The organism is Nocardia sp. NPDC004654 (genome assembly GCF_040609595.1).
Lineage (GTDB): Bacteria > Actinomycetota > Actinomycetes > Mycobacteriales > Mycobacteriaceae > Nocardia.
On the sequence record NZ_JBEXKI010000003.1, the window covers coordinates 755414 to 779704 of the forward strand.

Genomic DNA, 24291 nt, shown 5'->3' on the forward strand with positions numbered 1-24291 from the left:
AAGAAACTTTCACTGAAGTTTCAGCGCGGCTTTCGGGCACTGCGCCACCGCGTCCTCGACATCGCCGAGGCGGTCCTCCGCCACGTCGGCCGTCAGGATGTGCAGCTGGTCCTCGTCATCGAGTTCGAACACGTCGGGGGCGATTCCAACACAGATTCCGTTCGCCTCGCACAGATCCAGATCGACGCTGACCTTCATGGAAACTCCTTTACTGCGACTCTTCTCGAAGCCTACAAGCCCGCGCTGCCACGCGCGCCGCCATCTGCCGGATTCCTCGGCAATACTGGAACATGTTTCAGTCGATATGCAATCATCGGGACAAGCGAATCGAAGGACACGAGGTTTTGCCATGCGCATTGCGTACACGCCGCAGCAAGAAGAGCTCCGCGCCGAGTTGCGCGACTACTTCGCGCGGCTGATCACACCGGAGCGCCGGGCCGCGCTGAGCGCGACGACCGGTGAGTACGGGCACGGCAATGTCTACCGCGAGGTCGTCCAGGAGATGGGCCGCGACGGCTGGCTGACGCTGGCCTGGCCCAAAGAATACGGCGGCCAGGACCGGCCGACCATGGACCAGCTGATCTTCACCGACGAGGCCGCCATCGCGGGCGCCCCGGTTCCGTTCCTCACCATCAACTCGGTGGCGCCCACGATCATGCACTACGGCAGCGAGGAACAGAAGAAGTTCTTCCTGCCCAAGATCGCCGCGGGCGAGCTGCACTTCTCCATCGGCTACTCCGAGCCGGGCGCGGGCACCGACTTGGCCAGCCTGCGCACCTCGGCGGTGCGCGACGGCGACGAGTACGTGATCAACGGCCAGAAGATGTGGACGAGCCTGATCGCCTACGCCGACTATGTCTGGCTCGCGGTGCGCACCGATCCGAGCGCCAAGAAGCACAAGGGCATCAGCATGCTCATCGTGCCGACCACGGCCGAGGGCTTCTCCTGGACGCCAGTGCACACCATGGCGGGCCCCGACACCAGCGCCACCTACTACCAGGACGTGCGCGTTCCGGTCAGCTCGCTGGTCGGCCAGGAGAACGGCGGCTGGGCGCTGATCACCAACCAGCTCAACCACGAACGCGTCGCGCTCACCTCGGCGGGGCCGCTGACCGTCGCGCTGAACCAGACCCTCGAATGGGCGCGCAACACCAAGGCGGGCGACGGCTCGCGCGTCATCGACCAGGAATGGGTGCAGCTGAACCTGGCCAAGGTGCACGCCAAGGTCGAGTACCTGAAGCTGCTCAACTGGGAGATCGCCAGCCGCGCCGACGCGGGCGGCGACGCGGCGCCGCGCCCGTGGGACGCCTCGACCTGCAAGGTATACGGCACCGAGCTGGCCACCGAGGCGTACCGGCTGCTGATGGAGGTCCTCGGCCCGCAGGCCTACCTGCGCCAGGACTCCCCCGGCGCCGAACTGCGCGGACGCCTCGAGCGCTTCCACCGTGCCGCGCTGATCCTGACCTTCGGCGGCGGCACCAACGAGGTGCAACGCGACATCATCGCCATGACCGCCCTCCGCCAGCCCGCCGCCGCGCGCTGAGCAGAAAGCAGAGACCACCATGGATTTCACCCCCACCGAAGCTCAGCTCGACCTGGCCCGTCTGACCGGCGAGGTGTGCGGCAAGCTCGTCACCGCCGACCGGCTGCGCGCGCTCGACGTGGCGGGCCGGTTCGACGAGCCGCTGTGGAAGTCGTTGGCCGAGACCGGGATTCTGGCCGCGGCGCTGCCGGAGAACGTCGGTGGCAGCGGACTCGGCGCGCTGGAGCAGACCGCGGTGCTTCGCGAACTCGGCAAGTCGGTCGCCGCCGTTCCCTACCTCTGGTCGATCGTGGTCGGCGCGGGCGCGCTGGCGCGGTTCGGGTCCGAGAGCCAGCAGGCGCTTGCCGCTCAGGCGGGCGAGGGTTCGGCGATCTTGACCGCGGCGCTGGCCGAAGAGCACAACTACGAACCGGCCAAGCCGACCACCGTCGCGCGGGAGAGCGACGGCGGGTGGCGGCTGACCGGCGCCAAGACCACGGTGCCCCACGCCGATCGCGCGGCCCGAATCCTGGTGCCCGCCACGGTTTCCGGCGTGCCCGCGGTCTTCCTCGTCGATCCCGCCGACGCTTCGGTGTCGGTCACCGCGCAGCACGTAGTGGATCTCAGCGCGGAGTTCGGCGTCGAATTCACCGACACCCCTGCCGAATTGGTCGGCACCGTGGACGGCGGCGCGGAGCTGCTCGACTGGATCCTCACCCGCGCCTGGCTCGGGCTCAGCGCCCAGCAGTTGGGCACCGTCGAGAAGGCGCTGGAACTGGTCGCCGACTACGCGCGCGAACGCGAGCAGTTCGGCAAGGCCGTCGGCAGCTTCCAGGCGGTCGCGCAGCGTTTGGCCGACGCCTACATCGACGTGCAGGGCTTGCGCCTCGCGGTCACCCAGGCCGCATGGCGACTCGCCGAGGACCTGCCCGCCGCCGAGGCCGTGCACACCGCCAAGTTCTGGGCCGCCGACGCGGGCCACCGCGTCGCCCACACCGTCGTGCACGTGCACGGCGGCGTCGGCATCGACCGCGACCACATCGTGCACAACTACTTCACCGCCGCCAAGCACAACGAATTCGCCCTCGGCGCCGCCACCGACCACCTCCGCGCCCTCGGCGCCCTCCTCGCCACCCCTTCCTGATCCCAGCGGCACAACCGCTCCCGGACATCGGCCCGTCGGCACAACCGACGGGCCGATCGTCGTTCCGGGGACCCCCGGAGACACCGGATTGTTCACACCGTTCGCACGCGACTTGATCGCCTGGCAGCACACGGCCGAGATCTACGCGCAGCCGGAATTGGCGCGGCAACTCGCAGGTCCCTTCGAGCTGTCGGACTTCGGTGAGGTGCCCCGACCCGGATCCGCGGAATGAAGCTCAGGAGCTTCAGCCACTGACCCATCGCTAGGCGGTGGGTGGGGTGGAGGTCAGGTAGCGCTGGAGGGTGGGGGCGATGTCGGCGATGAGTTGGGGTGGGGTCATGGCGACGACCGGGGGAAGCTGGAGGACGTAGCGGCACAGGGCCAGGCCGAGTAGTTGGGTGACGACGAGGCCGCTGCGGCGGGGAGCGTCGGCCGGATCGCCGAAGCGGAGGACCGCGGGGAGCACCTGTTCGGCGAAGACCGCGCGGAAGCGGTCGGAGACTGCGTCGTCGGTGATGGACGAGCGCAGCAGAATCAGCAGGACGGTGTTCTGCTGATCCTCCCAGATCGCGAGAAAGCGACGGATCAGCAACTCGCCCAACGTGTCCGGCTCGGCGGCGGCCAGATCCGGCAGTTCGAGATCGATGTCGACGGCCGCCGCGAACAGCCCGTCCTTGCTGCCGAAATAGCGCATCACCATGGACGGATCGATGGCGGCGTCGGCAGCGATGGCGCGGATCGTGGCTTTGCGGAATCCTTCGGCGGCGAAACGCGCCCGCGCCGCCTCGAGAATCGCGGCGCGGGTCGCGTCGGAGCGACGGGCGGGGGGCTGATCGGACGACTCTGTCATGCCAACGATTGTAGGCCAACAACTGTTGACTTCCATGCGAGCCTGGCTCTATCGTTATGCCAACAAGCGTTGGCCTACAGTTGTTGACATAGGAGCCAGTCATGAACGCCACCCCGCTCCCCAGCACCACCTCGGTACTCGTCGTCGGCGCCGGACCCGCCGGACTCACCGCCGCCATCACCCTCGCGGACGCGGGCGTCGACGTCGTCGTCCTGGACCGGCTCACCGAGGGCGCCAACACTTCTCGCGCGGCCGTGGTGCACGCGCGCACCCTCGAGGTCCTCGCCGAACTCGGTATCGCCGACGAACTGATCCTGCGCGGAATCCAGGTTCCGCGTTTCACCGTGCGCGACGGCGCGCACACCCTCGCGACCATCGCGTTCGGCGACCTCCCGACCCCGTACCCGTACACCCTGATGACCCCGCAGGACACCACGGAGGCGGTACTGCTCGAGCGCCTGCACAAGGCGGGCGGCCGGGTGCACCGGCCGTACGTGGTCACCCGTGTCGTGAACGAAAAGGACGGTGTCACGGTCGAATACACCGATGCGGCGGGCGACGCGGGTGTCATTCGCGCCGACTACGTCATCGGCGCCGACGGCATGCACAGCACCGTGCGCGAGCACGCGGGCATCGGCTTCACCGGCGACACCTACCCGGCGTCGTTCGTCCTTGCCGACGTGCGGATGACGTGGCCGATCGCCAGAGACGAAGTAGCGCTGCACCTTTCGCCGGAGGGCGTGACTGTCGTAGCGCCGCTGCCCGACGCCGCGGAACCCGACCGCTACCGGGTGGTCGCCACGCTGGACGAGGCGCCCGAACACTCCACCGCCGACGACATTCAGGCGATCCTGGACGCGCGCGGCCCCGGTGGCGACATTCGAGTGCGGGAAGTGCTGTGGTCGTCGCGCTTCCGTGTGCACCACCGGGTGGCCGACCGTTACCGCGCGGACCGGATCCTGCTGGTGGGCGACGCCGCTCACGTGCACAGCCCGGCGGGCGGTCAGGGCATGAACACCGGCATCCAGGACGCGGCCGCCCTCGGTCCGTTGCTCGCGCGGGTACTGGCGGGTGAGCCGCAGGCGCTCCTGGACGAGTACGAAGCCACCCGCCGCCCGGTCGCCGTGGAGGTGGTGGCGTTCACCGACCGCATGACGAAGATGGCCACCCTGCGCCCGCGCGTCGCGCGGCTCGCGCGCAACACCGCGCTCGCGGCGCTGACTCGAATTCCCGCGTTCCGCGATCACCTCGCCTTCCGCTTGGCCGAGCTGACGACCCGCTGATCGAAAGAAACTGTCGATCAGCGACTTCGATGGGCTGCCGGGATCGGGCAGCGGAACAACCGGACACGACGAAGGGCCGCCGCGATCTTCTACGCGGCGGCCCTTCCCGTATTACCGACTACTTGGCGCTCGCCTCGGCGTGCTCGTCCGCCGGACGCGCCTCGGTTTGAGCCTTGGCCCACCGGTAGTCCGGCTTGCCCGCGGGGGAACGCTTGATCTCCTCGACGTACCAGAGGCTGCGCGGGAGTTTGTAGGGGGCGATCTCCTTGGTCAGCACGGGGCGCAGATCCTCCAGGGTCGGGCGGTTGTCGCCGCGACACTGGACGACCGCGACGACGCGCTGGCCCCAGCGATCGTCGTCGACGCCGACCACCAGGGCGTCGAAGATCTCGGGGTGCGACTTGAGCGCGCCCTCGACCTCCTCGGGGAAGATCTTCTCGCCGCCGCTGTTGATGCTGACCGAACCGCGGCCGAGCATCGTGACGGTGCCGTCCTCCTCGACCCGCGCGTAATCACCGGGGATCGAGTAGCGAATCCCGTTGAACTCCTTGAAGGTCGCGGCGGTCTTCGCCTCGTCCTTGTAGTAGCCGAGCGGAATGTGCCCCTTGCGCGCGAGGATGCCGATCTGGCCGGATCCCGGCACCACCGGATTGCCCGCCTCGTCGAGCACCTCGGTGGAAGCGTCGATCTTGACCCGCGGGCCGCCGGTGTGCGCCTCGCCCTTCGTGACCATGCTGAGCCCGCCGAACCCGGTCTCGGAGGACCCGATCGAGTCGGTGATCATCCGGTTCGGCAGCAGATCGAGCAGCTTCTCCTTGATGGCGGGCGAGAAGAGCGCCGCGCTGCTGGCGATCGCGAACAGCGTCGAAAGGTCGTACGGCTTTCCGGTTTCCGGGTTGCCCTCGATCAGCGCGTCCAGCATCGGCCGCGCCATGGCGTCGCCGGTGATGAAGATGAGGTTGATGCCGTGGCGGTCGATGTGCTGCCACACGCCGTGCCCGGTGAACTCCGGGATCATCACGGTCTTGCCGCCGCCGAACAGGCTCTGGAAGGTGGCCCACTGCGAGCCGCCGTGGATCATCGGCGGAATCGGGAACCGGGTCATCGGCGGGTTGGCCGCGCCGAGCTTGGCGAGATCCCATTCGTCGGGGACGTATTCACCGGTGAGGAAGTTGATGCCGCCACCGAGCACGCGCCACACGTCCTCCTGCCGCCACATCACGCCCTTGGGCATGCCGGTGGTGCCGCCGGTGTAGAGCATGTACAGGTCGTCGGGGGAACGTTCGCCGAAGTCGCGCGCGCCGGAGGACTGCGCGAGGGCCGCCTCGTATTCCACCGAATCCGCTGCGGTGGGGATCGTGCCGGTCGTATCGTCGTCCACGACGATGACGGTGCGCAGCTGCGAGGACGCGGCCCGAACCGCGGCCACTTTGTCGCTGTAGCGGCGCTCGTGAATCAACGCGACCATGTCCGAATTGTCGAAGATGTATTGCAACTCGTTCTCGACGTATCGGTAGTTCACGTTGATCATCACGGCGCGGGCTTTGAACACCGCGACCATGGCCTCGACGGCCTCGATGGTGTTGCGCGAGTAGATGCCCACCTTGTCGCCCGGCTGAACACCGTGTTCCAGCAGGTAGTGGGCCAGTTTGTTGGCGCGCTCCTCCAGCTGGGCGTAGGTCACCTCACGGCCGTCGTCGGCCAGCGCGACGCGATCGGGCATGAGGTCGATGGCATGTTCGACGAGGTCGGCTATGTTGTGGCTCACACGCTAAAAATAGAACGTGTTACTGTTCTTGACAAGGCTCGAAAGTCAGGAGAATCAGCAATGCCGCACTGCCTCGTCGAGAAGCGCGATCACGTTCTCATCGTCACCATGAACCGGCCCGAGGCCCGCAACGCGCTGTCGGCCGAAATGATGGCGATCATGCGCGACGCCTGGGACCAGGTGGACAGCGATCCGGAGATCCGGGTGGCGATCCTGACCGGCGCGGGCGGCGCCTTCTGCGCGGGCGCGGACCTCAAGGCGATGACCGCACAGCACCCCGGCGATTCGTTCAAGGGCGGCGGCTGGGATCTGTCCAAGATCGAGGCGCTGCTCAAGGGCCGCAGGCTCACCAAGCCGCTGATCGCGGCGGTCGAGGGCCCGGCCATCGCGGGCGGCACCGAGATCCTGCAGGGCACCGACATCCGCGTGGCCGGCGAGAGCGCGAAGTTCGGTGTGTCCGAGGCGCGCTGGGGCCTGTTCCCGCTCGGCGGCTCCGCGGTGCGCCTGGTGCGCCAGATTCCCTACACCGTCGCGGCCGACATCCTGCTCACCGGCAGGCACGTCACCGCGGCGGAGGCCAAGGAGATCGGTCTGATCGGGCACGTCGTCCCGGACGGCACCGCGCTGGACAAGGCGCTCGAACTGGCCGACCTGATCGCGGCCAACGGCCCGCTCGCGGTGCAGGCCATTCTGCGCACCATCCGCGACACCGAGGGCATGCACGAGGAAGAGGCCTTCAAGATCGACGCCGAACTCGGGACAGCGGTCTTCAAGTCGGCGGACGCCAAGGAGGGGCCGAAGGCGTTCGCGGAGAAGCGCAAGCCCACTTTCACCGGCAACTGAGCGCCGAATACGACTCGGCCCCCGGCGCGTTCGCGCTCGGGGGCCGCGTCGCGTCCGGGCGTCAGTTGGCGCCGGGGTAGTCCATCCAGAACGGCTCCCACTGGTGGCCGTCGGGGTCGATGAAGGTACGGCCGTGCATGCCGACCTGAGCCTCCTGCGCGCGCTTCTCCTCGTTCACTTCCTCGGTGGCGCCCGCGGCGACGGCGGCGTCGGTCAGCTGGTCGACCTCCTGCGCGCTGGACAGCGAGAGCGCGTAGGCGGCGGCCGTGGCCGAGACGGTGTCGGCGATCGGGCGCTTGCTGAAGGTGGTGAAGTATCCTCTGGTCAGCAGCATCAGGCAGATGTTGTCGTCGACGACGATGCAGGAGGCGTTCTCGTCGGTGAAGTCCTGGTTGACCTTCCAGCCCAGTGCCTCGTAGAAGGCCTTCGACCGGTCCAGATCGGTGACCGGAAGGTTGATGAAGATCATCTTGCTGCTCATGTTCTCGTCCTCTCGGGGCGCGTCGGCGTGTTCACAGGTAGAGACGGAGCCCGCGGCAGGAACTAATCGCTACGAGCGCCTGTGATCGCGGTCACGCCGTTTTCGGCCGATCTTGGTCCGGGTACCAGCGGGTTTTCGGGCCTGTTTTGTGTCGGTGGGCTGTGGCATGGTGGCACCCATGAGCGACTCGTCCAGCCCGTCCACCACCCTCTCCCCCGACGTTCTCGCGTCGTTCGAGGGTCACCGGCGGGAGCTGTGCGCCTACGCGTACCGCATGCTCGGCTCGTCCTTCGAGGCCGAGGACGCGGTGCAGGAGACCTTCACGCGGGCGTGGAAGTCCTACGCCTCCTTCGAGGGCCGGGCCAGCCTGCGATCCTGGCTGTACCGCATCGCCACCAACGTCTGCCTCGACATGCTCGACGGCCCGCAGCGCCGCGCCAGGCCGATGGACCTCTCCGGCCCCGGCACGCCGGATTCGCCGCTGCCCCCGCCGCAGCCCGACTACGTCTGGATCGAGCCGATCCCCAACGCCCTTGCCTTCGGGGCGGATCCGGCCGAACACGCGGCGACCAAGGACACCCTGCGCCTCGCTTTCGTCGCGGCCTGTCAGCATCTGCCCGCGACCCAGCGCGCCATCCTGATCATGCGCGAGGTGCTGCGCTTCTCGGCGAGCGAGACCGCCGAGGCGCTGACCATGTCGCCCGCCTCGGTGAACAGCGCCCTCCAGCGCGCCCGCGCCACCATGTCCAAGGTGCAGCCCACCAGCACCGACGGCTACGACGAATCCGACGACGACCAGCGCAAACTCGTCGACGACTTCGTCGCCGCGTTCGAGGCCTACGACATGGACGCGCTGACCACACTGCTGAAAGCCGATGTGGCACTGTCCATGCCGCCCTTCGATCTCTGGATCTCCGGGCCGGAGAACGTGGCCGAGTTCATGCTCGGCACCGGTAGCGCTTGCGCGGGCTCGCGAATGGTGCGGTTGGAAGGGGCGAACGGTCATCCCGCGTTCGGGCATTACAAGCCGAGCGAGGAGCCGGGGGTCTTCGTGCCGTGGTCGATCACGGTGTTGGAGTTGGATGGGGAGACCATCGCGGGGCTGAACTTCTTCTTGGATACGGAGCGGTTGTTCCCGCTGTTCGGGCTGCCGATGGAGTTGCGGGACTGACTATCGACCCCCGCAACATTGCAACTGTCTCCCCAACCACAGGCCCCGCACCCGAGAACCGCGACCCAGGGCCCCGACGCTCCCACACACCCGCCGAACGCCTCACATAGGCACCGCCTATGCGACGCGTGTACAAGGTGTGTGGGACCAGCCAGACTCCGAACAACCCGGATGCAGGCGCATGGGGAAGGCTTCAGCGCAAGGACTGTCGCCGCCGACGCGAATCAGCGGCGGCTCCGCAATTCACGACGCGGGCACGTAGCGCTCTCGGAGTTTGCGCTTGTACAACTTCCCGTTGGGGTCCCGGGGGAGCTCCGCGAGGTAGTCGATCGACCGCGGCATCTTGTACTTCGCCAACTGCGTTGCGGCGAAAGCGAGTAGTTCCTCGGTAAGCCCGTCGCCGACCTCCACCCCGTCCGCGGGCTGGACCACCGCCTTCACCTCCTGCCCCCAATCGGGATGCGGGATACCGAAAACCGCCACGTCCGCGACCTTCGGATGCGTGACGAGGACGCTCTCGATCTCGGCCGGGTAGATGTTCACCCCGCCGGAGAGGATCAGATCCGAGCGCCGGTCGCAGAGGTAGAGGTAGCCGTCCTCGTCGAGGTAGCCGATGTCGCCGACGGTGAACAGGTCGCCGACTCGCGCGTCCTCGGTCTTGGCCTTGTCGTGGTGGTATTCGAAGCTGGAGGCGCCCATCTTCATGTACACCAAGCCCGTTTCGCCGGCGGCGACCTCGCTGCCGTCCTCCTCGCTGAGCACCTTGATCACCGACCACGGCCACGCCTTGCCGACCGAGCCGGGCTTGCGCAGCCAGTCGGCGCCGTTGATCACCGTGCCGCCGCCTTCGGTCGCCGCGTAGTACTCGGTGACCGTCGGTCCCCACCACTCCAGCATCTGGCGCTTGGTCTCCTGCGGGCACGGCGCCGCGCCGTGCACCATGCTGCGCAGCGAGGTGACGTCGTACTTCGCGCGCACCTGCGCGGGCAGCGCGAGCAGCCGGTGGAACTGGGTGGGCACCATGTGGCTGTGGGTGACCCGGTACTTGTCGATCAGGCGCAGCATCTCCTCGGGTTCCCACTTGTCCATGAGAACGAGCGTGTGCCCCAACTGGATCGAGATTGTCGCGAAGTTCAGCACCGCGGTGTGGTACAGCGGCGAACCGCAGATGTGCACGTGATCGTCGTAGGGCGCGAGCTCGAACAGGCCGAAGAAGGCGGCGGTGTGCGGCGGGACGACGTCGGGGTCGGCGCCGGTGAGCGGACGCCGAACTCCCTTGGGCCGGCCCGTGGTTCCCGAGGTGTAGAGCATCGGCGCGCCGGTGGCGCGCTCGGACGGACGACCGGTGTCGGCCGCGCCGAGCCAGGCCACCGACTTGAAGCCCTCGATCTCGCCGACCGAAAAGCGCGCCGACGCAGGCAAACCGGCCTCGTCGGCCGCCGCCTTGGCCGCGGCGGCGAACCGGTCGCTCGCGATGAACGCCTTGGCCTCGCTGTCCTGCAGGATGTAGGCCACCTCGGGACCGGTGAGGTGCCAGTTCACCGCCACGATGTACAGGCCCGACTGGTAGGCCGCGAAGTAGGCGGCGACCGCCTCGACGCAGTTGTGCACCATGCCGACCAGCACGTCGCCGGTCCGCAGGCCGAGGGCGCGCAGCCCGTTGGCGTAACGGTTGGCGAGTGTGGCCAGTTCGCGATAGGTCACCTCCCGGCCCGAGGGATCGACCATGGCGATCCGGTCGGGTTCGGCGTTCGCGATGTTCCACAGACCGAGAATTTGCACTGACTCTTGCACAGGGGGACGGTGCGGAGGCGGAGCCGAGGGGGTGGGTGAGGCAGTCACCTCATTGAATCTAGAACGCGTTCTACTGATCGACAAGGGGTGCGAGTCGGTCCAATTGCGCCAGATCCGGAACCGACACCAGCATCATGGTGACGCCCGCGGCCTCCCAGACCTTCAATTGCTTCCGCACATGCTCCTCGTCGCCGATGATGGCGGTGTCCAGAATCAGCTCGTCCGGGACGACGGCCGCCGCCTCGGCCTTCTTGCCCGCCTGGAACAGCTTGCCGATCTCGTCGACCTCGCGGTCGTAGCCCATCCGGCGGTAGACCTGGGCGTGGAAGTTCAGCTCCGGCGCGCCCATGCCGCCGATGTAGAGCGCCATGATCCAGCGCATCTTCTCCAGCTCCGCGGCGGGGTCGTCGGTGATCACCACCTGGCAGCTGGCCGCGATCTCGAAGTCCTCGCGCGACCGGCGAGCGCCCGCCCTGGCAAACCCCTCGTCGAGCCAGTCGTTGTACATGTTCGCCAGGCGCGGCGCGTAGTAGATCGCCAGCCAGCCGTCGGCGATCTCGGCGGTGAGCGCCACGTTCTTCGGCCCCTCCGCGCCGAGCCAGATCGGCAAATCCGCACGTAGCGGGTGCACGATCGGCTTGAGCGGCTTACCGAGCCCGACCGAACCCGGCCCGGTGTAGGGCAGCGGGTAGTGCGGGCCGTCGCTGGTCACCGGCGCCTCCCTGGCGAGGATGCGGCGGATGATGCCGACGTACTCGCGGGTGCGCTGCAAGGGCTTGGCGAACGGCTGCCCGTACCACCCCTCCACCACCTGCGGACCGGAAACCCCGAGCCCGAGGATCGCCCGGCCGCCGCTGAGATGGTCGAGGGTCAGCGCGTGCATCGCGGTCGCCGCGGGCGTGCGTGCCGACATCTGCACCACCGAGGTGCCCAGCCGCACCCGTTCGGTGGACGACCCCCACCAGGTGAGCGGACCGAAGGCGTCCGAGCCCCACGATTCCGCGGCGAACACAGCGTCGAATCCGGCTTTCTCGGCCGCGACGACCAACTCCCCCGCATTCTGCGGCGGCTGCGCCATCCAATAGCCGAGCTGCAATCCGAACTTCATGATCGTCCCTTTCCGAGCAACGTCCCTTGCCACCAGAATAAGAACCTGTTCTACTCGATAGCGTGACCAAGGGGAATACCGCGTCCAGCGTATTCACGGGTGGGGGCCCGACGGGATGAGCACCGCCGCGAGCTGGCGGGACGAACCCGCCCTGGCGCGCGGCGCGACGACGGCCGCCGGAACAGCGGCGGGTGATGAACAGCTGAGAGAGGGTCGGAATTGGACACCAGCACGGCACCCGATGTGCTGAGCGCCCCGCTGCGGGCGCGATTCGACTACACACGGTCGGTGGGACCGACCATCGGCCGATTCCTGACCGGTCTGCGGAGCCGCAAGGTGGTCGGCGTGCGCGGGACGGACGGCCGGGTTCTGGTGCCGCCGCCCGAATACGACCCGGTCACCAGCCTGCCGCTGACGGAGTTCGTCGACGTCGCCGACACCGGCGTCGTCACCTCCTGGACCTGGGTGCGCGAGCCGCTCCCCGGCCAGCCCTTCGACGGGCCCTTCGCCTGGGCGCTGATCCAGCTGGACGGCGCGGACAGCAGCATGCTGCATGCCGTCGATGTCGCCGGACCAGACCAGATGCGGACCGGCATGCGGGTGCGCGCGCGGTGGGCCGAACAGACCGAGGGCACCATCAAGGACATCGTCTGCTTCGAGCCGGGCGAGCAGTCCACCGCCGAGCCCGTCACCGAGAGCGGCGAACCGGTGACGATGATCGTCACGCCGGTCGACCTTTCCTACAAGCACACCGCTTCCCCGCAGGAGACCGTCTACCTGCGCGGACTCGCCGAAGGCAAGCTGATCGGCGCGCGCACCGACGCCGATGGCAAGGTGTACTTCCCGCCGCGCGGGGCCAACCCGACCGACGGCAGGCCGACCGACGACTTCATCGAGCTGTCCGATCACGGCACGATCACCACGTTCTGCATCGTGAACGTGCCGTTCCTCGGGCAGCGCATCAAACCGCCGTACGTCGCGGCCTACGTGCTGCTGGACGGCGCCGACATCCCGGTTCTGCACCTCGTACTCGGTTGCGAGGCAAGCGAAGTACGGATGGGCATGCGCGTGAAGGCGGTGTGGAAGCCGCGCGAGGAGTGGGGTCACGGTCTGGAGAACGTCGACCACTTCGAGCCGAGCGGCGAGCCGGACGCCGATTACGAGACCTACAAGCACCACCTGTGAGAGGCGCTTACGTTGACTGACAACGCCACCGACATCGCGGTCGTGGGCTTCGCCCACGCGCCGCACGTGCCGGAGACCTTCGGCACCACCAACGGTGTCGAGATGCTGGTGCCCTGCTTCCAGCAGCTCTACGCCGACCTGGGCATCACCAAGTCCGACATCGACTTCTGGTGCTCGGGCTCCTCCGATTACCTTGCCGGACGCGCCTTCTCGTTCATCTCGGCCGTCGACGCCATCGGCGCCGTCCCGCCGATCAACGAGTCGCACGTCGAGATGGATGCCGCGTGGGCGCTGTACGAGGCGTTCGTGAAGCTGAAGTCCGGGCAGGCCCGCACCGCGCTGGTCTACGGCTTCGGCAAGTCCTCGGCGGGCACGCTGCGCCAGGTGCTCACCATGCAGCTCGATCCGTACCTGGTCACTCCCCTGTGGCCGGACGCGCTGTCCATCGCGGGCCTCCAGGCCCGGGCCGGTCTCGACGCGGGCCGCTGGACCGAGCGCGACATGGCCGCGGTCGCGGCGGGCGACTCGGGTGACGTCGAAAGCCTGCTCGCCACACCGTATGTGGCCGATCCACTGCGCGCGCACGACTGCGCGCCGATCACCGACGGCGCGGCCGCCGTCGTGCTCGCGGTCGGCGATCGCGCCCGCGAATTGTGCGAACGGCCCGCCTGGATCACCGGCATGGCCCACCGCATCGACACCCCCGTGCTCGGCGCCCGCGATCTCACCGTCTCCCCCTCGACTTCGGCTGCGGCGCAGGCGGTTACCGGCGGCGACCTGAGCGGCTTCGATATCGCCGAATTGCACGCGCAGTTCAGCCACCAGCAGCTGATCCTCACCGAGGCAATCGGATTGAAGCCGGAGACCACGGTGAATCCGTCGGGCGGCGCGCTGGCCGCCAACCCGATGTTCGCGGCGGGACTGGAGCGCATCGGTTTCGCGGCCGAAGCCATCATGGCGGGCAACGCCAACCGCGCACTCGCCCACGCCACCAGCGGCCCCGCGCTGCAGCAGAATCTTGTGACCGTTTTGGAGGCGCAGGCATGACCGTTCCGGCCGCGGTGCTCGGCACCGGACAGACCCATCACGTGACGAAACGAACCGACGTGTCGATGGCGGGCATGTGCCGCGAGGCAATCGATCGCGCGCTCGCCGACGCCGGGCTCACCATCGCCGATATCGACGCGGTCGTGGTCGGCAAGGCGCCGGACCTGTTCGAGGGCGTCATGATGCCCGAACTGCACATGGCCGATGCGCTGGGCGCTTCAGGAAAGCCGCTGCTGCGCGTGCACACCGCCGGTTCGGTCGGCGGTTCCACGGGTGTGGTGGCCGCCAACCTGGTGCAGGCGGGTGTGCACAAGCGGGTGCTCGCGGTGGCCTGGGAGAAGCAGTCGGAGTCGAATGCCATGTGGGCGTTGTCGATTCCGGTGCCGTTCACCATGCCGGTCGGCGCGGGCGCGGGCGGCTACTTCGCGCCGCACGTGCGTTCCTACATCCGCAGGTCGAACGCCCCGACCCACATCGGCGCGATGGTCGCGGTGAAGGACCGGCGCAACGGCGCCAAGAACCCGCTGGCCCACCTCCGGCAGCCCGACATCACGCTGGAATCGGTGCTCGCCTCGCAGATGCTGTGGGATCCGATCCGCTTCGACGAGACCTGCCCGTCCTCGGACGGCGCCTGCGCGATCGTCATCGGCGACGCGGAGGCGGCCGCGGCGGTCGAGGCCGAAGGCAAGAAGGTCGCCTGGGTGCACGGCACGGCGATGCGCACCGAGCCGACCACCTACGCCGGGCGCGACCAGGTCAACCCGCAGGCGGGCCGGGACGCGGCCGCCGCGCTCTGGAAGGCGGCGGGCATCACCGATCCGCTCGAGGAGATCGACGCGGCCGAGATCTACGTTCCGTTCTCCTGGTTCGAACCGATGTGGCTGGAGAACCTCGGTTTCGCGGCGCAGGGCGACGGCTGGAAGCTCACCGAGAAGGGCGAGACCGAGATCGGCGGACGCATCCCGGTGAACCCCTCGGGCGGCGTGCTCTCCTCCAACCCGATCGGCGCGTCCGGCCTCATCCGGTTCGCTGAGGCCGCCAAGCAGGTGATGGAACGGGCGGGCGACTACCAGGTCGATGGCGCGCGCAAGGCCATGGGTCACGCGTACGGCGGTGGGTCGCAATACTTCTCGATGTGGGTTGTCGGTTCGGAGAAGCCGGAATGACCGCCACCGAGCACCCCGCGCGCGCCGCCGGACTCGCCTCGCAGACGGCGGTGCGGGCGCGAGACAAAGACGCCTGGCTCGATCTCTTCGCGGCCGACGGGATCGTCGAAGACCCCATCGGCCCTTCGGGTTTCGATCCGGAGGGCAAGGGGCACCGCGGGCGCGACGCGATCGCGGCGTTCTGGGACAAGGCGATCGCGCAGACCGAATCGATCGAGTTCCTGTTCGACGATTCCTTCGCCTGCGGCAAGGAAGTGGCCTTCACGGGCACCATCCGCACCCGCATCGGCGGTCATGAGATCGACGCCGAGGGCGTGTTCACCTACAAGGTCGACGACGCGGGCAAGATCGCCGCTCTGCGCGCGTTCTGGGAAGTCGACCGGGCCATGTCGACCACCCGGCGCGTCGACTGATACCTGCTGCCCTCCCCGGCAGCACACGAAAAGGCCCTCGAACCGGCTGGGTACTCCGGTTCGAGGGCTTTCTCGTCCGTCAGTGCGCGACGGGACAGCCGCCCGTCTTGTAGTCGACCTGGAATTCCTTGATTCCGTTCAGCCAGCCGGAACGCAGCCGCTTCGGGTCGCCGAGCTTGGTGATGTCGGGCAGGTGGTCGGCGATGGCGTTGAAGATCAGGTCGATCTCCAGGCGGGCCAGGTTCGCGCCGATGCAGAAGTGCGCGCCGGTGCCGCCGAAGGACAGGTGCTGGTTGTCCTTGCGGGTGATGTCGAACTTCATCGGGTTCTCGAAGACGTCCTCGTCGAAGTTGGCCGACCGGTAGAGCATCACCAGCCGCTGGCCCTTCTTGATCTGCACGCCGCTGAGTTCGGTGTCCTCCAACGCGGTGCGCTGGAAGGAGGTGATCGGGCTGGCCCACCGGATGATCTCGTCGGCGGCGGTCGCCGGGCGCTCCTTCTTGAAAAGCTCCCACTGATCGGGGTTGTCCAGGAAGGCCATCATGCCCTGGGTGATCGCGTTGCGGGTGGTCTCGTTGCCCGCGACGGCCAGCAGGATGACGAAGAAGCCGAACTCCTCCTCGCTGAGCTTGTCGCCGTCGACATCGGCCTCGATCAGCGTGGTGACGATGTCGTCGGCGGGGCAGGCCTTGCGCGCGAGGGCCATCTGATAGGCGTAGCCGAGCACCTCGGCGGAGGCGGCCACCGGGTCGGCGTCGTTGTCCGGGTCGTCGTAGCCCGTCATCTGGTTCGACCAGGCGAACACCTTCATCCGGTCTTCCTGCGGCACGCCGATCAGCTCGGCGATCGCCTGCAGCGGCAGCTCGCACGCGACCTGGGTGACGAAGTCGCCCGCCCCCGACGCGGCCGCCCTCTTCACGATGTCCTCGGCCCGGGCCGAGAGCTCGGCGCGCAGGCCGTTGATGGCGCGCGGGGTGAAGCCGCGCGAGATGATCTTGCGGAGCTTGGTGTGCTCGGGCGCGTCCATGTTGAGCAGCACGATGCGCTGCAGCTCGATCTGCTCGCGGGTGATGTCGTCGTTGAAGCGTGGGATCGCGGTGTTCTCGAAGCTGGAGAACACATCGCTGCGCCGCGAGATCTCCTTGACGTCGGCGTGCTTGCTCACCACCCAGAAGCCGTCGTCGTGGAAGCCACCGGTTTCGGGTGACTGCGGGTTCCACCAGATCGGCGCGGTCTTGCGCAGCTCGGCGAACTCTTCGACCGGAATTCGCTCGGCGTAGATGTCCGGGTCCGTGACGTCGAACCCTTCCGGCAGATTCGGGCGGGCGTTCCGAGTCTCAACCACCAGATGTCTCCTTCGACAAACTGAAACACGTTCTACAATCAATTGCAGCACAGCCGGAAGGACTAGTAAATAAGCGCGGCCCATCCGGCTGGCACACGTTTCAGTTTTGTCCCCTAGTGGAAGGTTCAAAGATGGGCACACCCGTCATCGTCGAGGCCGCTCGCACCCCGATCGGCAAGCGCGGCGGCTGGCTTTCCGGTCTGCACGCCGCCGAACTCCTCGGCCTGACCCAGCGCGGACTGCTCGAGCGCGCCCACCTGGACCCGGCCCAGGTGGAACAGGTGATCGGCGGCTGCGTCACCCAGGCGGGCGAGCAGTCCAACAACGTCACCCGGGTCGCGTGGCTGCACGCCGGGCTGCCATGGCAGGCGGGCGCGACCACGATCGACGCGCAGTGCGGTTCGGCCCAGCAGGCCAATCACCTGGTGGCCGGCCTGATCGCCGCGGGCGCTATCGACATCGGCATGGCATGTGGCGTCGAGGCGATGAGCCGAGTTCCATTGGGCGCCAACGTCGGCGAGCACGCGGGGCCGCGCAGGCCCGCGTCATGGAGCATCGACTTGCCCAACCAGTTCGAAGCCGCGGAGCGTATTGCCAAGCGGCGCGGCATCTCTCGCGACGACGTCGACGCGTTCGGCGCGCGCTCGCAGCGGCTGGCCGCTCAGGCGTGGGCCGAGGGTCGCTTCGACCGCGAGGTGCTGCCGATCACCGCGCCCGCGGTGGACAAAGAAGGCAACCTCACCGGCGAGAAACTGGACGTCACGCGGGATCAGGGGCTGCGCGAGACGACAGTGGAGGGCCTCGCCAAACTGAAGCCGGTGCTGGAGGGCGGAGTTCACACGGCGGGCAGCTCGTCGCAGATCTCCGACGGCGCGGCCGCAGTGCTGCTGATGGACGAAAAGGCCGCGCAGCGAGCGGGTTTGCGTCCGCGGGCGCGGATCGTGACGCAGGTGCTCGTCGGCGCCGAACCGGAGTTCCACCTGGACGGTCCGGTGCAGGCTTGCACCCGCCTGCTCGAGCGCTCCGGGATGAATATCGGCGACATCGACCTTTTCGAGATCAACGAGGCATTCGCTTCGGTCGCACTTTCTTGGGCTTCTGTACATCAGCCGGACATGGACCGGGTGAATGTCAACGGCGGGGCTATTGCGATCGGCCACCCCGTCGGGTCGACCGGATCCCGGCTCATCACAACGGCTTTGCACGAACTGGAACGCACCGGTGGCAGCACCGCGATGGTGCTCATGTGTGCCGGTGGCGCACTGGCGACAGGTACGATCATCGAGAGGTTGTAGCAACTTCAACTAATTTCGCACCCATTTGTTGAACGTTCATCCCAGAAGCCGCAAAACGTGTCGTACGCCACACAATGGCCAGTACAGCCGACTAGATGAGATGTCAGCTATCTTTTCGCTATCATCGCCTGGTCCGGGAAGAACCCCGCGACGGGCCAGAACCGGGTCGTACCGCCCTTGGACTAGAGACGTTGGCGCGACCCGCAAACGCAACCGTCTCAGTGACTTCGCCGACGGCGCGCCTAGAAGCTTCAAGGAAATCCTGAATCAGGCGTAGGTTTTCAGTTACTGAGCCGCTAATATCAATGATACGTATCCGAGATAACGACTGTTAGTACAGCGAAGGGAATTGGGCGGCTCACAATGGCTGATTTCGCGGCGCGGCTGAACAAGCTGTTCGAAACCGTGCATCCCCCGGGGCGCAAGCCGCACACCAACGCGGAGGTTGCGGCTGCGCTGACGGCCTCCGGGCATCCGATCTCGAAACCGTATCTCTCGCAGTTGCGGTCGGGCCAGCGGACCAACCCGTCGGACGAAACGGTGGCTGCACTGGCCAAGTTCTTCAAGGTCAAGCCGGACTACTTCTTCAACGACATCTATGCCGCCAAGATCGATCACGATCTAGAGCTGCTGTCCCAGCTGCAGGGCTACGGACTGCGTCGGCTGTCGAGTAGGGCGTTCGATCTTTCCGAAGAATCGCAGAACCTCCTCACCTCCATGGCGGAGAAGTTGCGGGCGAGTGAGGGCTTGCCCGAAATTCCTCCGGATGGAACCGAATAGGGTTCTCCCACAGCGCAGCACAGTGCGGCCCTCGGTCGCACTGTGCTGCGTTGTGCGCGAGCCAGCCTGTGACCGCGCCGAGACCGTTCGCGGCGCAGACGTTTCCGCCGAAGTCAATTCGGCGGCGTAGTCGCATTCCGTAGTTCTGCCGATTGCGTTCGCAACGATTCGCAATCCGCGCTGCGCAAGAACGTTTGAAAGTGCATCCGCGATCGATACTGCGGCGGGCGGGATCGTCATTGCGCAAACGCGTGCCACGCAACGTCATCGGAGCCGAGACAGTTCTGTCTCTTTTCGGTCGCCCCTATTTCCAGGGGCATTCCCTTTCCCTCCATGGACACCGGTCCAACTCAGAGTACGCATCGCTGTCGTCACGGTGACGATGCCATCACCGTCCGGGCGTCAGCGCTGTGAGCGGTTGGGCAAGGTCATCGGGGGGCGGGGCGCTCCGCGTGCGCGTCCGCTGTGGATTCGTAGGCGCGGGCGATCGCCTGCACCCAGCCACGCGGGCTGACGCCCGCCGGCGGAGCGATCCAGCGCGCGTCTATCACTGTGTCGCCCAAGGGATTTCGCGCCCAATGCGCCACCCGATCGGCGCGCTCGTGCACGGCCGCGGGCGGTGCGCCCGCGGCGGCCAGCTCGACACCGCCGCCCGATTGCAGGTAGAGCGCGTCCATGATCTGGGCGACCTGGTCCGAAGCCCGCAGCTGCGTGGAGGTTCCGGTCTGGTCGTGTGCGATCACCTCGGGGAACCGGCCGACCATCAAACGGTGCAGCGGCCGAATCCGGTGCAGCAGCATCCGCGCTCGCACCCACAGTTCCACCACGATCCACACCGCGCCGAAAGCGATGAGCAGAGCGGCGATTTCCCACGCGGGCCAGCCCCACGTCGGTTCACCCGCGGGCGCACGCGGTTCGTCGGCCGAGGCGCGCTGAACATGAAGGGCCGCGAGCACGCCGACCAGCGCGGTGCCCGCGGTGTAGATGGCGATGCCGCGGCCGAGCGTCGTCCAATCCAGATTCCGCAGACCGGTCACGACGATGAAGATCGCGCCGAGCACCACGAGCACCCAGCCGAACGTGTACGACAGGGCCAGCGCGACGGCCACCGCGGTGGCGCCCGCCGCGTAGATCACCATGGCGATCTGGCGCAGGTTACGCCGGGAGACCACCGGCCACGCCGCGGCCGCCACCACCGAGGTGGCGGTGACGAACGCGAGCCAGGCCGACACCACGACACCGTCGGAGACCAGTCCTGAGCGCAAGCCGTGCGGGCGCAGATTGTCTATGGCGAGGGCGATCTCGGGTACCGCGACCGTCGCGCCCAGCGCGACCGCGGCCACCGCGACGACGATCGCCACGCGTGCCGTCGTCGCGGGCTTCACCAGCACGCGTCCCACGCGCGCGCCCGCGGCGACCCACACCAGCATGGCCGTCAACCAGAGCGTCATCCGAGTGCCTCATCGAATCGTAGGACCGAGACGCCTGCGCCTCGACTGTTGAAGACGCGCAACCGGGTCATCAGCATGGCGGCGAAGGTCTCGGCCTCCCACTCGGCGAGTTCGTCGGCGCCGTCGTCGACGATCTGCTGGTGGGCCCGCTGACTCAGCATGTAGGCGATCAGGTCGTCGCTCGCCTCCAGCGTCACCTCGGGCGCGGGCGCACCCTCGTGATCGAAGACGATGTGACCGAGTTCGTGGGCCAGCGTGTGCTCGCGGCTGGGCAGCGCGGTCGCCAGCACGATGACGTCGCGATCGGGATAGAACCTGCGCTGGCCGCAGACGCCGGGACCCAGTTGGGCACTGGCGATTTCGATCGCCCGCTGGCGCTCGTCGGCGACGGCGGCGACGACTTCGTCCAGCGTGGTCGCGTCGAAGTCGGCCGCGACGGCGCACACCGCGTCGACCGCCGCCGCCACCCTGCGGTAGGAACGGGAGCTGCTCTGGGTCCTGCTCTCACTCATCGCCGCTCCCTCACGACCTCGGGCCGAAGAACTGTGCGCGGGCGGCGTCCACCCTGGCCTGCGCGGCGGCGGCGCTCTGGAAACTCACCGCGCCGGAACCGGTTCCGGCCAGCGCGAGCGCGATGAGGCCGCCGACGACCGAGAGCATGTTCGGTTCGGGCAGTCCGTCGTCGGCGCTCGTCGGGCGCACGTCGTGGTCCGGCTTGGCGGGCGCTTGCGGCGCGGGCGGCGGGGGCGCCTGTTCGGGGACGGCCTCGGGAGCGTGCGGCGCGGCGACGGGAACGGGCGCGAGTGGCGGAGTCGGGATGGCGGGCACTGGCGGAATGACCAGGGGCGCTGGAGGAATCGTGGGTGCGGGCGGGGTGGGGATCAGCAAAAGCAACAAGGGCGAGGCGGAACCGACCGCGGCCGAACCGACGGCGGCGGAGCCAACTCCCGCCGAGCCAACTCCCGCCGAACCGACACCCGCCGAACCGACACCCGCCGAACCGACACCCGCCGAACCGACACCGGCGGAACCGACTCCCGCCGAACCGACGGCGGCGGAGCCAACTCCCGCCGAGCCGACGCCCGCCGAACCCACGGCCGCGGAACCGATAGCGGCCGAACCGGTTCCGAGCACGACGCCCAGTCCAGCCGACCCAGTACCGACAAGTGCGCCCAACCCGGCGGAGCCGGTGCCGACCAGCGCGCCCAACCCAGCCGACCCTGTACCGAGCACAGCGCCCAACCCGGCAGAACCGGTACCGAGCAGCGCGCCCAATCCGGCCGAACCCGTTCCAAGGACAGCACCCAAACCAGCGGAACCGGCGGCACCGGCCGAACCCAGCGCGGCGGAACCCGCAGCGCCAGCCGAACCCAGCCCGGCCGAACCCGCAGCGCCAGCCGAACCCAGCCCAGCGGAACCCGCAGCACCAGCCGAACCCAGCCCAGCCGAGCCCGCAGCACCAGCCGAACCCAGCCCAGCCGAACCCAATCCGACCGAACCCGCAGCGCCAGCCGAACCCAACCCAGCCGAGCCCGCAGCACCAGCCGAACCCAACCCGGCGGAGCCAGCGGCACCAGCCGAACCCAATCCGGTGGAACCTGCGGCACCAATCGAACCCGCGCCGGACGAACCGATTTCCCCGGCGGCGGGTTCGGGAACCATAGGGAGGAGGGGCAATCCAGGGCCCGCGGGGATGCTCGGTTGTGCCGGTCCCTCGAGCGGTATGCCACCCGGTTGCGCGATCGCCGCGACGGAGCCGAGTAGCGCGAAACCGGCCACAGCTCCGGCTAGAGCCAACGCACGGGCAGTGCGACCAACGGCCATGCGCCAGCCTTCCCCTCTTCGTACAGCGCAGATCTGTGCCCGGTCGCAACACCTCATCCGGGACTTTTTGACGGACGGGTGCCCATAGTAAACCCCCGTTCCGAACCTCGCAGGAAAAGGATCGGCGCGCACAGCGACACCCCGAGCGACTCGCGGCGCGAATCACTCGGGTTAGCCACAACTTCACTGGATGACGTCGAGGGCCGCCCAGCAAACAGAAGGAGGGAATCCGTCGACCACGGCAAGGCGGCCGGAGCGCCAGGGGGAGGCCCAACCGACATCGCCGGAACAATCCCGTCGATAGTCCGCGCAGGGCCGGAGCAACGACGAAGGGACGACCAACGCCGCCGGAGAGAGCTTCTCGACCACCCGCGCGTGGCTGGAGCGACGGCGAAGTAGGCCCAGCGCACGCAGCCAGACGGTATTCACCGACAACCGCCACGCGGGCCGCGACGGTGAAAGTAAGTCCATATGACGCCTCTGGGCGGCGTCCGCCCTCAGCTCGTGGTCGACCGGAGCCAGAGCGGAGGTACGCCCAGCAGACGCGACGGATGGAGTCTCCTCAGCCGAACACGGCCGAAGTGAAGACGAAAGGACGCCAGCCGATGCCAGCGGACACGGCCGTCGGCAGTGGCGTACGGCCGGGGCGACGGCGGGGACGCCCGACGGCACTGCCGGACAACTGCGTCGATCGCTCGCGCAGGGCTGAAGCGACAGCGGGGGGCGCCCGGCAGGCCCGGGACGGACGCGGTCCGCCCTCAGCCCGGCACGGCCGAAGCGAAAGCCAGATATGCCCGGCGGGCGGGACCGACGGAGTCCGCCCGCAGCCCGCGCCCCGCTGGAGCGACGGCGGAGCTACACCTCAGGCACCGTAGACCGGCTCCGGCGCAGCGCCTTTCGCGATGAGATCGGCGACGACCGGCCCGAGTTCGGCCGGTTCCCACCGCGCACCGCGATCCACCGCGACACCGTGCCGCCAGCCTTCGGCGAGCGCGACCTTGCCACCCTCCACCTCGAACATGCGGCCGGTGACCCCGGCGGACTGCGGGCTGCCGAGCCAGACCACCAGCGGCGAGATGTTCTCCGGCGCCATGGCGTCGAACCCGTTCTCCGGCGCGGCCATCGTCTCGGCGAACACGGTCTCGGTCATCCTGGTGCGCGCGGCGGGCGCGATCGCGTTGACGGTCACGCCGTAGCGGGCGAACTCGGCGGCCGCGGTGAGGGTCAGACCGGCGATACCCGCCTTCGCGGCGCCGTAGTTGCCCTGGCCGACGCTGCCCTGGAGGCCCGCGCCGGAGCTGGTGTTGATGATGCGGGCGTCGACCGGGCGGCCCGCCTTGCTCTCGCCGCGCCAGTACTCGATGGCGTGGCGCATGGTGGCGAAATGGCCCTTGAGGTGGACGCGCACCACCGCGTCCCACTCGTCCTCGCTCAGGTTGACCAGCATCCGGTCGCGCACGAATCCGGCGTTGTTGACGAGCACGTCGAGGCCGCCGAAGGTGTCGACCGCTTGGCGGATCAGGTTGCGCGCGCCGTCCCAGTCCGCGACATCGTCACCGTTGGCGACGGCCTGCCCGCCCATTGCCTCGATCTCGCCGACCACCTGCTGGGCCGGGGTTTCGGCGGTGGCCTCGCCGTCGAGTGCGGAGCCGAGGTCGTTGACCACCACGCGCGCGCCCGCGGCCGCGAAGGCCAGCGCGTGCGCCCGGCCGATGCCGCGGCCCGCACCGGTGACGATGACGGTGCGCCCGGCGCAGATCTGCTCACTCATGCCTGCACCTCGTTAGCGCTCGGCTCCGGCATGCCCGAGGGCGCTGTGCC

At 68.2% G+C, this 24291-nt stretch carries 23 protein-coding genes; 12 read left to right on the forward strand and 11 right to left on the reverse strand.

Going from position 1 to position 24291, the window contains the following annotated elements; all coding sequences use genetic code 11:
- Window positions 1-9: 9 nt before the first annotated feature.
- A complete protein-coding gene (locus ABZV58_RS13275; protein ID WP_141807579.1) occupies window positions 10-198 on the reverse strand; it encodes a ferredoxin in 189 nt (62 codons plus the stop codon).
- Window positions 199-349: 151 nt separating this feature from the next.
- Here ABZV58_RS13275 and ABZV58_RS13280 point away from each other — a divergent pair, with 151 nt between their 5' ends.
- The 3 genes from ABZV58_RS13280 (at window position 350) to ABZV58_RS13290 (ending at window position 2898) form a co-directional block, all read left to right on the forward strand.
- Window positions 350-1543, forward strand: a complete 1194-nt coding sequence (locus tag ABZV58_RS13280) for an acyl-CoA dehydrogenase family protein (protein WP_355000359.1) — start codon at window positions 350-352, stop codon at window positions 1541-1543.
- Window positions 1544-1562: 19 nt separating this feature from the next.
- Complete coding sequence (locus ABZV58_RS13285; protein ID WP_355000360.1) at window positions 1563-2666, forward strand: acyl-CoA dehydrogenase family protein; 1104 nt, start codon at window positions 1563-1565, stop codon at window positions 2664-2666.
- Window positions 2667-2754: 88 nt separating this feature from the next.
- The gene (locus tag ABZV58_RS13290) at window positions 2755-2898 is read left to right on the forward strand and encodes a hypothetical protein (protein ID WP_355000361.1); all 144 of its coding nucleotides are present in this window, start codon (window positions 2755-2757) and stop codon (window positions 2896-2898) included.
- A gap of 30 nt (window positions 2899-2928) precedes the next feature.
- Here the strand turns inward: ABZV58_RS13290 and ABZV58_RS13295 are convergent, their stop codons facing one another.
- Window positions 2929-3516, reverse strand: coding sequence for a TetR family transcriptional regulator (locus ABZV58_RS13295; RefSeq protein WP_355000362.1), 588 nt, complete (start codon window positions 3514-3516; stop codon window positions 2929-2931).
- 101 nt (window positions 3517-3617) lie between these two features.
- On the opposite strand from ABZV58_RS13295, the gene ABZV58_RS13300 reads away from it, so the two are divergent.
- Window positions 3618-4799: an FAD-dependent monooxygenase gene (locus ABZV58_RS13300; RefSeq protein ID WP_355000363.1), complete on the forward strand. Its 1182-nt coding sequence runs from the start codon at window positions 3618-3620 to the stop codon at window positions 4797-4799.
- A 118-nt stretch (window positions 4800-4917) separates the two neighbouring features.
- Here ABZV58_RS13300 and ABZV58_RS13305 read toward each other — a convergent pair whose 3' ends face one another.
- Window positions 4918-6567, reverse strand: coding sequence for an acyl-CoA synthetase (locus ABZV58_RS13305; RefSeq protein ID WP_355000364.1), 1650 nt, complete (start codon window positions 6565-6567; stop codon window positions 4918-4920).
- 60 nt (window positions 6568-6627) lie between these two features.
- Between ABZV58_RS13305 and ABZV58_RS13310 the strand changes: the two genes are divergently transcribed.
- Entirely contained in the window at window positions 6628-7410 is a 783-nt protein-coding gene (locus ABZV58_RS13310; RefSeq protein ID WP_355000365.1) for a crotonase/enoyl-CoA hydratase family protein, read from the forward strand.
- A gap of 61 nt (window positions 7411-7471) precedes the next feature.
- Here the strand turns inward: ABZV58_RS13310 and ABZV58_RS13315 are convergent, their stop codons facing one another.
- Window positions 7472-7891 carry a VOC family protein gene (locus ABZV58_RS13315; protein WP_355000366.1) on the reverse strand — a complete coding sequence of 140 codons (420 nt, stop codon included), beginning with the start codon at window positions 7889-7891 and terminating at the stop codon, window positions 7472-7474.
- Window positions 7892-8069: 178 nt separating this feature from the next.
- Here ABZV58_RS13315 and ABZV58_RS13320 point away from each other — a divergent pair, with 178 nt between their 5' ends.
- Entirely contained in the window at window positions 8070-9062 is a 993-nt protein-coding gene (locus ABZV58_RS13320; protein WP_355000367.1) for a sigma-70 family RNA polymerase sigma factor, read from the forward strand.
- Window positions 9063-9305: 243 nt separating this feature from the next.
- Here ABZV58_RS13320 and ABZV58_RS13325 read toward each other — a convergent pair whose 3' ends face one another.
- Together ABZV58_RS13325 and ABZV58_RS13330 are read right to left on the reverse strand one after the other, a co-directional pair.
- Window positions 9306-10856: an acyl-CoA synthetase gene (locus ABZV58_RS13325; protein ID WP_355000368.1), complete on the reverse strand. Its 1551-nt coding sequence runs from the start codon at window positions 10854-10856 to the stop codon at window positions 9306-9308.
- A gap of 70 nt (window positions 10857-10926) precedes the next feature.
- Window positions 10927-11964, reverse strand: coding sequence for an LLM class F420-dependent oxidoreductase (locus ABZV58_RS13330; protein WP_355000369.1), 1038 nt, complete (start codon window positions 11962-11964; stop codon window positions 10927-10929).
- A 219-nt stretch (window positions 11965-12183) separates the two neighbouring features.
- On the opposite strand from ABZV58_RS13330, the gene ABZV58_RS13335 reads away from it, so the two are divergent.
- Genes ABZV58_RS13335 through ABZV58_RS13350 form a run of 4 tightly spaced genes read left to right on the forward strand, consistent with a single transcriptional unit; the run spans window position 12184 to window position 15775 of the window.
- Window positions 12184-13149: an OB-fold domain-containing protein gene (locus ABZV58_RS13335; RefSeq protein WP_355000370.1), complete on the forward strand. Its 966-nt coding sequence runs from the start codon at window positions 12184-12186 to the stop codon at window positions 13147-13149.
- Window positions 13150-13161: 12 nt separating this feature from the next.
- The gene (locus ABZV58_RS13340; RefSeq protein ID WP_355000371.1) at window positions 13162-14196 is read left to right on the forward strand and encodes a thiolase domain-containing protein; all 1035 of its coding nucleotides are present in this window, start codon (window positions 13162-13164) and stop codon (window positions 14194-14196) included.
- On the forward strand, window positions 14193-15362 hold the full coding sequence (locus tag ABZV58_RS13345) for a thiolase domain-containing protein (RefSeq protein ID WP_355000372.1): 1170 nt from the start codon (window positions 14193-14195) through the stop codon (window positions 15360-15362). The genes ABZV58_RS13340 and ABZV58_RS13345 overlap by 4 nt, the downstream gene beginning before the upstream one ends.
- Window positions 15359-15775 carry a nuclear transport factor 2 family protein gene (locus ABZV58_RS13350; protein WP_355000373.1) on the forward strand — a complete coding sequence of 139 codons (417 nt, stop codon included), beginning with the start codon at window positions 15359-15361 and terminating at the stop codon, window positions 15773-15775. Before ABZV58_RS13345 ends, ABZV58_RS13350 begins: the two co-directional genes overlap by 4 nt.
- Window positions 15776-15854: 79 nt before the next feature.
- Here ABZV58_RS13350 and ABZV58_RS13355 read toward each other — a convergent pair whose 3' ends face one another.
- On the reverse strand, window positions 15855-17120 hold the full coding sequence (locus ABZV58_RS13355; protein ID WP_355000374.1) for a cytochrome P450: 1266 nt from the start codon (window positions 17118-17120) through the stop codon (window positions 15855-15857).
- 131 nt (window positions 17121-17251) lie between these two features.
- Here ABZV58_RS13355 and ABZV58_RS13360 point away from each other — a divergent pair, with 131 nt between their 5' ends.
- Both ABZV58_RS13360 and ABZV58_RS13365 read left to right on the forward strand, forming a co-directional pair.
- Window positions 17252-18415 carry a steroid 3-ketoacyl-CoA thiolase gene (locus tag ABZV58_RS13360; RefSeq protein ID WP_355000375.1) on the forward strand — a complete coding sequence of 388 codons (1164 nt, stop codon included), beginning with the start codon at window positions 17252-17254 and terminating at the stop codon, window positions 18413-18415.
- 363 nt (window positions 18416-18778) lie between these two features.
- Window positions 18779-19195, forward strand: a complete 417-nt coding sequence (locus tag ABZV58_RS13365) for a helix-turn-helix domain-containing protein (RefSeq protein WP_011207048.1) — start codon at window positions 18779-18781, stop codon at window positions 19193-19195.
- Window positions 19196-19623: 428 nt separating this feature from the next.
- On the opposite strand, the gene ABZV58_RS13370 is transcribed toward ABZV58_RS13365, so the two are convergent.
- The 4 genes from ABZV58_RS13370 to ABZV58_RS13385 all read right to left on the reverse strand — a co-directional run bounded on the left by ABZV58_RS13370 (window position 19624) and on the right by ABZV58_RS13385 (window position 24241).
- On the reverse strand, window positions 19624-20646 hold the full coding sequence (locus tag ABZV58_RS13370; RefSeq protein ID WP_355000376.1) for a hypothetical protein: 1023 nt from the start codon (window positions 20644-20646) through the stop codon (window positions 19624-19626).
- A complete protein-coding gene (locus ABZV58_RS13375) occupies window positions 20643-21158 on the reverse strand; it encodes an ImmA/IrrE family metallo-endopeptidase (protein ID WP_355000377.1) in 516 nt (171 codons plus the stop codon). Before ABZV58_RS13375 ends, ABZV58_RS13370 begins: the two co-directional genes overlap by 4 nt.
- Window positions 21155-22912 carry a pentapeptide repeat-containing protein gene (locus tag ABZV58_RS13380; protein ID WP_355000559.1) on the reverse strand — a complete coding sequence of 586 codons (1758 nt, stop codon included), beginning with the start codon at window positions 22910-22912 and terminating at the stop codon, window positions 21155-21157. Before ABZV58_RS13380 ends, ABZV58_RS13375 begins: the two co-directional genes overlap by 4 nt.
- Before the next feature lie 420 nt (window positions 22913-23332).
- Window positions 23333-24241 (reverse strand): SDR family oxidoreductase, encoded by a 909-nt coding sequence (locus ABZV58_RS13385; protein WP_355000378.1) that lies wholly within the window; start codon window positions 24239-24241, stop codon window positions 23333-23335.
- Window positions 24242-24291 lie beyond the last annotated feature (50 nt).

What these genes read in the sequence shown, in the direction of transcription:
- ABZV58_RS13275 (WP_141807579.1), bottom strand. Translation starts at nt 198, where the DNA reads ATGAAGGTCAGCGTCGATCTGGATCTGTGCGAGGCGAACGGAATCTGT.
- ABZV58_RS13280 (WP_355000359.1), top strand. Translation starts at nt 350, where the DNA reads ATGCGCATTGCGTACACGCCGCAGCAAGAAGAGCTCCGCGCCGAGTTG.
- ABZV58_RS13285 (WP_355000360.1), top strand. Translation starts at nt 1,563, where the DNA reads ATGGATTTCACCCCCACCGAAGCTCAGCTCGACCTGGCCCGTCTGACC.
- ABZV58_RS13295 (WP_355000362.1), bottom strand. Translation starts at nt 3,516, where the DNA reads ATGACAGAGTCGTCCGATCAGCCCCCCGCCCGTCGCTCCGACGCGACC.
- ABZV58_RS13300 (WP_355000363.1), top strand. Translation starts at nt 3,618, where the DNA reads ATGAACGCCACCCCGCTCCCCAGCACCACCTCGGTACTCGTCGTCGGC.
- ABZV58_RS13310 (WP_355000365.1), top strand. Translation starts at nt 6,628, where the DNA reads ATGCCGCACTGCCTCGTCGAGAAGCGCGATCACGTTCTCATCGTCACC.
- ABZV58_RS13315 (WP_355000366.1), bottom strand. Translation starts at nt 7,891, where the DNA reads ATGAGCAGCAAGATGATCTTCATCAACCTTCCGGTCACCGATCTGGAC.
- ABZV58_RS13320 (WP_355000367.1), top strand. Translation starts at nt 8,070, where the DNA reads ATGAGCGACTCGTCCAGCCCGTCCACCACCCTCTCCCCCGACGTTCTC.
- ABZV58_RS13330 (WP_355000369.1), bottom strand. Translation starts at nt 11,964, where the DNA reads ATGAAGTTCGGATTGCAGCTCGGCTATTGGATGGCGCAGCCGCCGCAG.
- ABZV58_RS13345 (WP_355000372.1), top strand. Translation starts at nt 14,193, where the DNA reads ATGACCGTTCCGGCCGCGGTGCTCGGCACCGGACAGACCCATCACGTG.
- ABZV58_RS13350 (WP_355000373.1), top strand. Translation starts at nt 15,359, where the DNA reads ATGACCGCCACCGAGCACCCCGCGCGCGCCGCCGGACTCGCCTCGCAG.
- ABZV58_RS13360 (WP_355000375.1), top strand. Translation starts at nt 17,252, where the DNA reads ATGGGCACACCCGTCATCGTCGAGGCCGCTCGCACCCCGATCGGCAAG.
- ABZV58_RS13365 (WP_011207048.1), top strand. Translation starts at nt 18,779, where the DNA reads ATGGCTGATTTCGCGGCGCGGCTGAACAAGCTGTTCGAAACCGTGCAT.
- ABZV58_RS13370 (WP_355000376.1), bottom strand. Translation starts at nt 20,646, where the DNA reads ATGACGCTCTGGTTGACGGCCATGCTGGTGTGGGTCGCCGCGGGCGCG.
- ABZV58_RS13375 (WP_355000377.1), bottom strand. Translation starts at nt 21,158, where the DNA reads ATGAGTGAGAGCAGGACCCAGAGCAGCTCCCGTTCCTACCGCAGGGTG.
- ABZV58_RS13385 (WP_355000378.1), bottom strand. Translation starts at nt 24,241, where the DNA reads ATGAGTGAGCAGATCTGCGCCGGGCGCACCGTCATCGTCACCGGTGCG.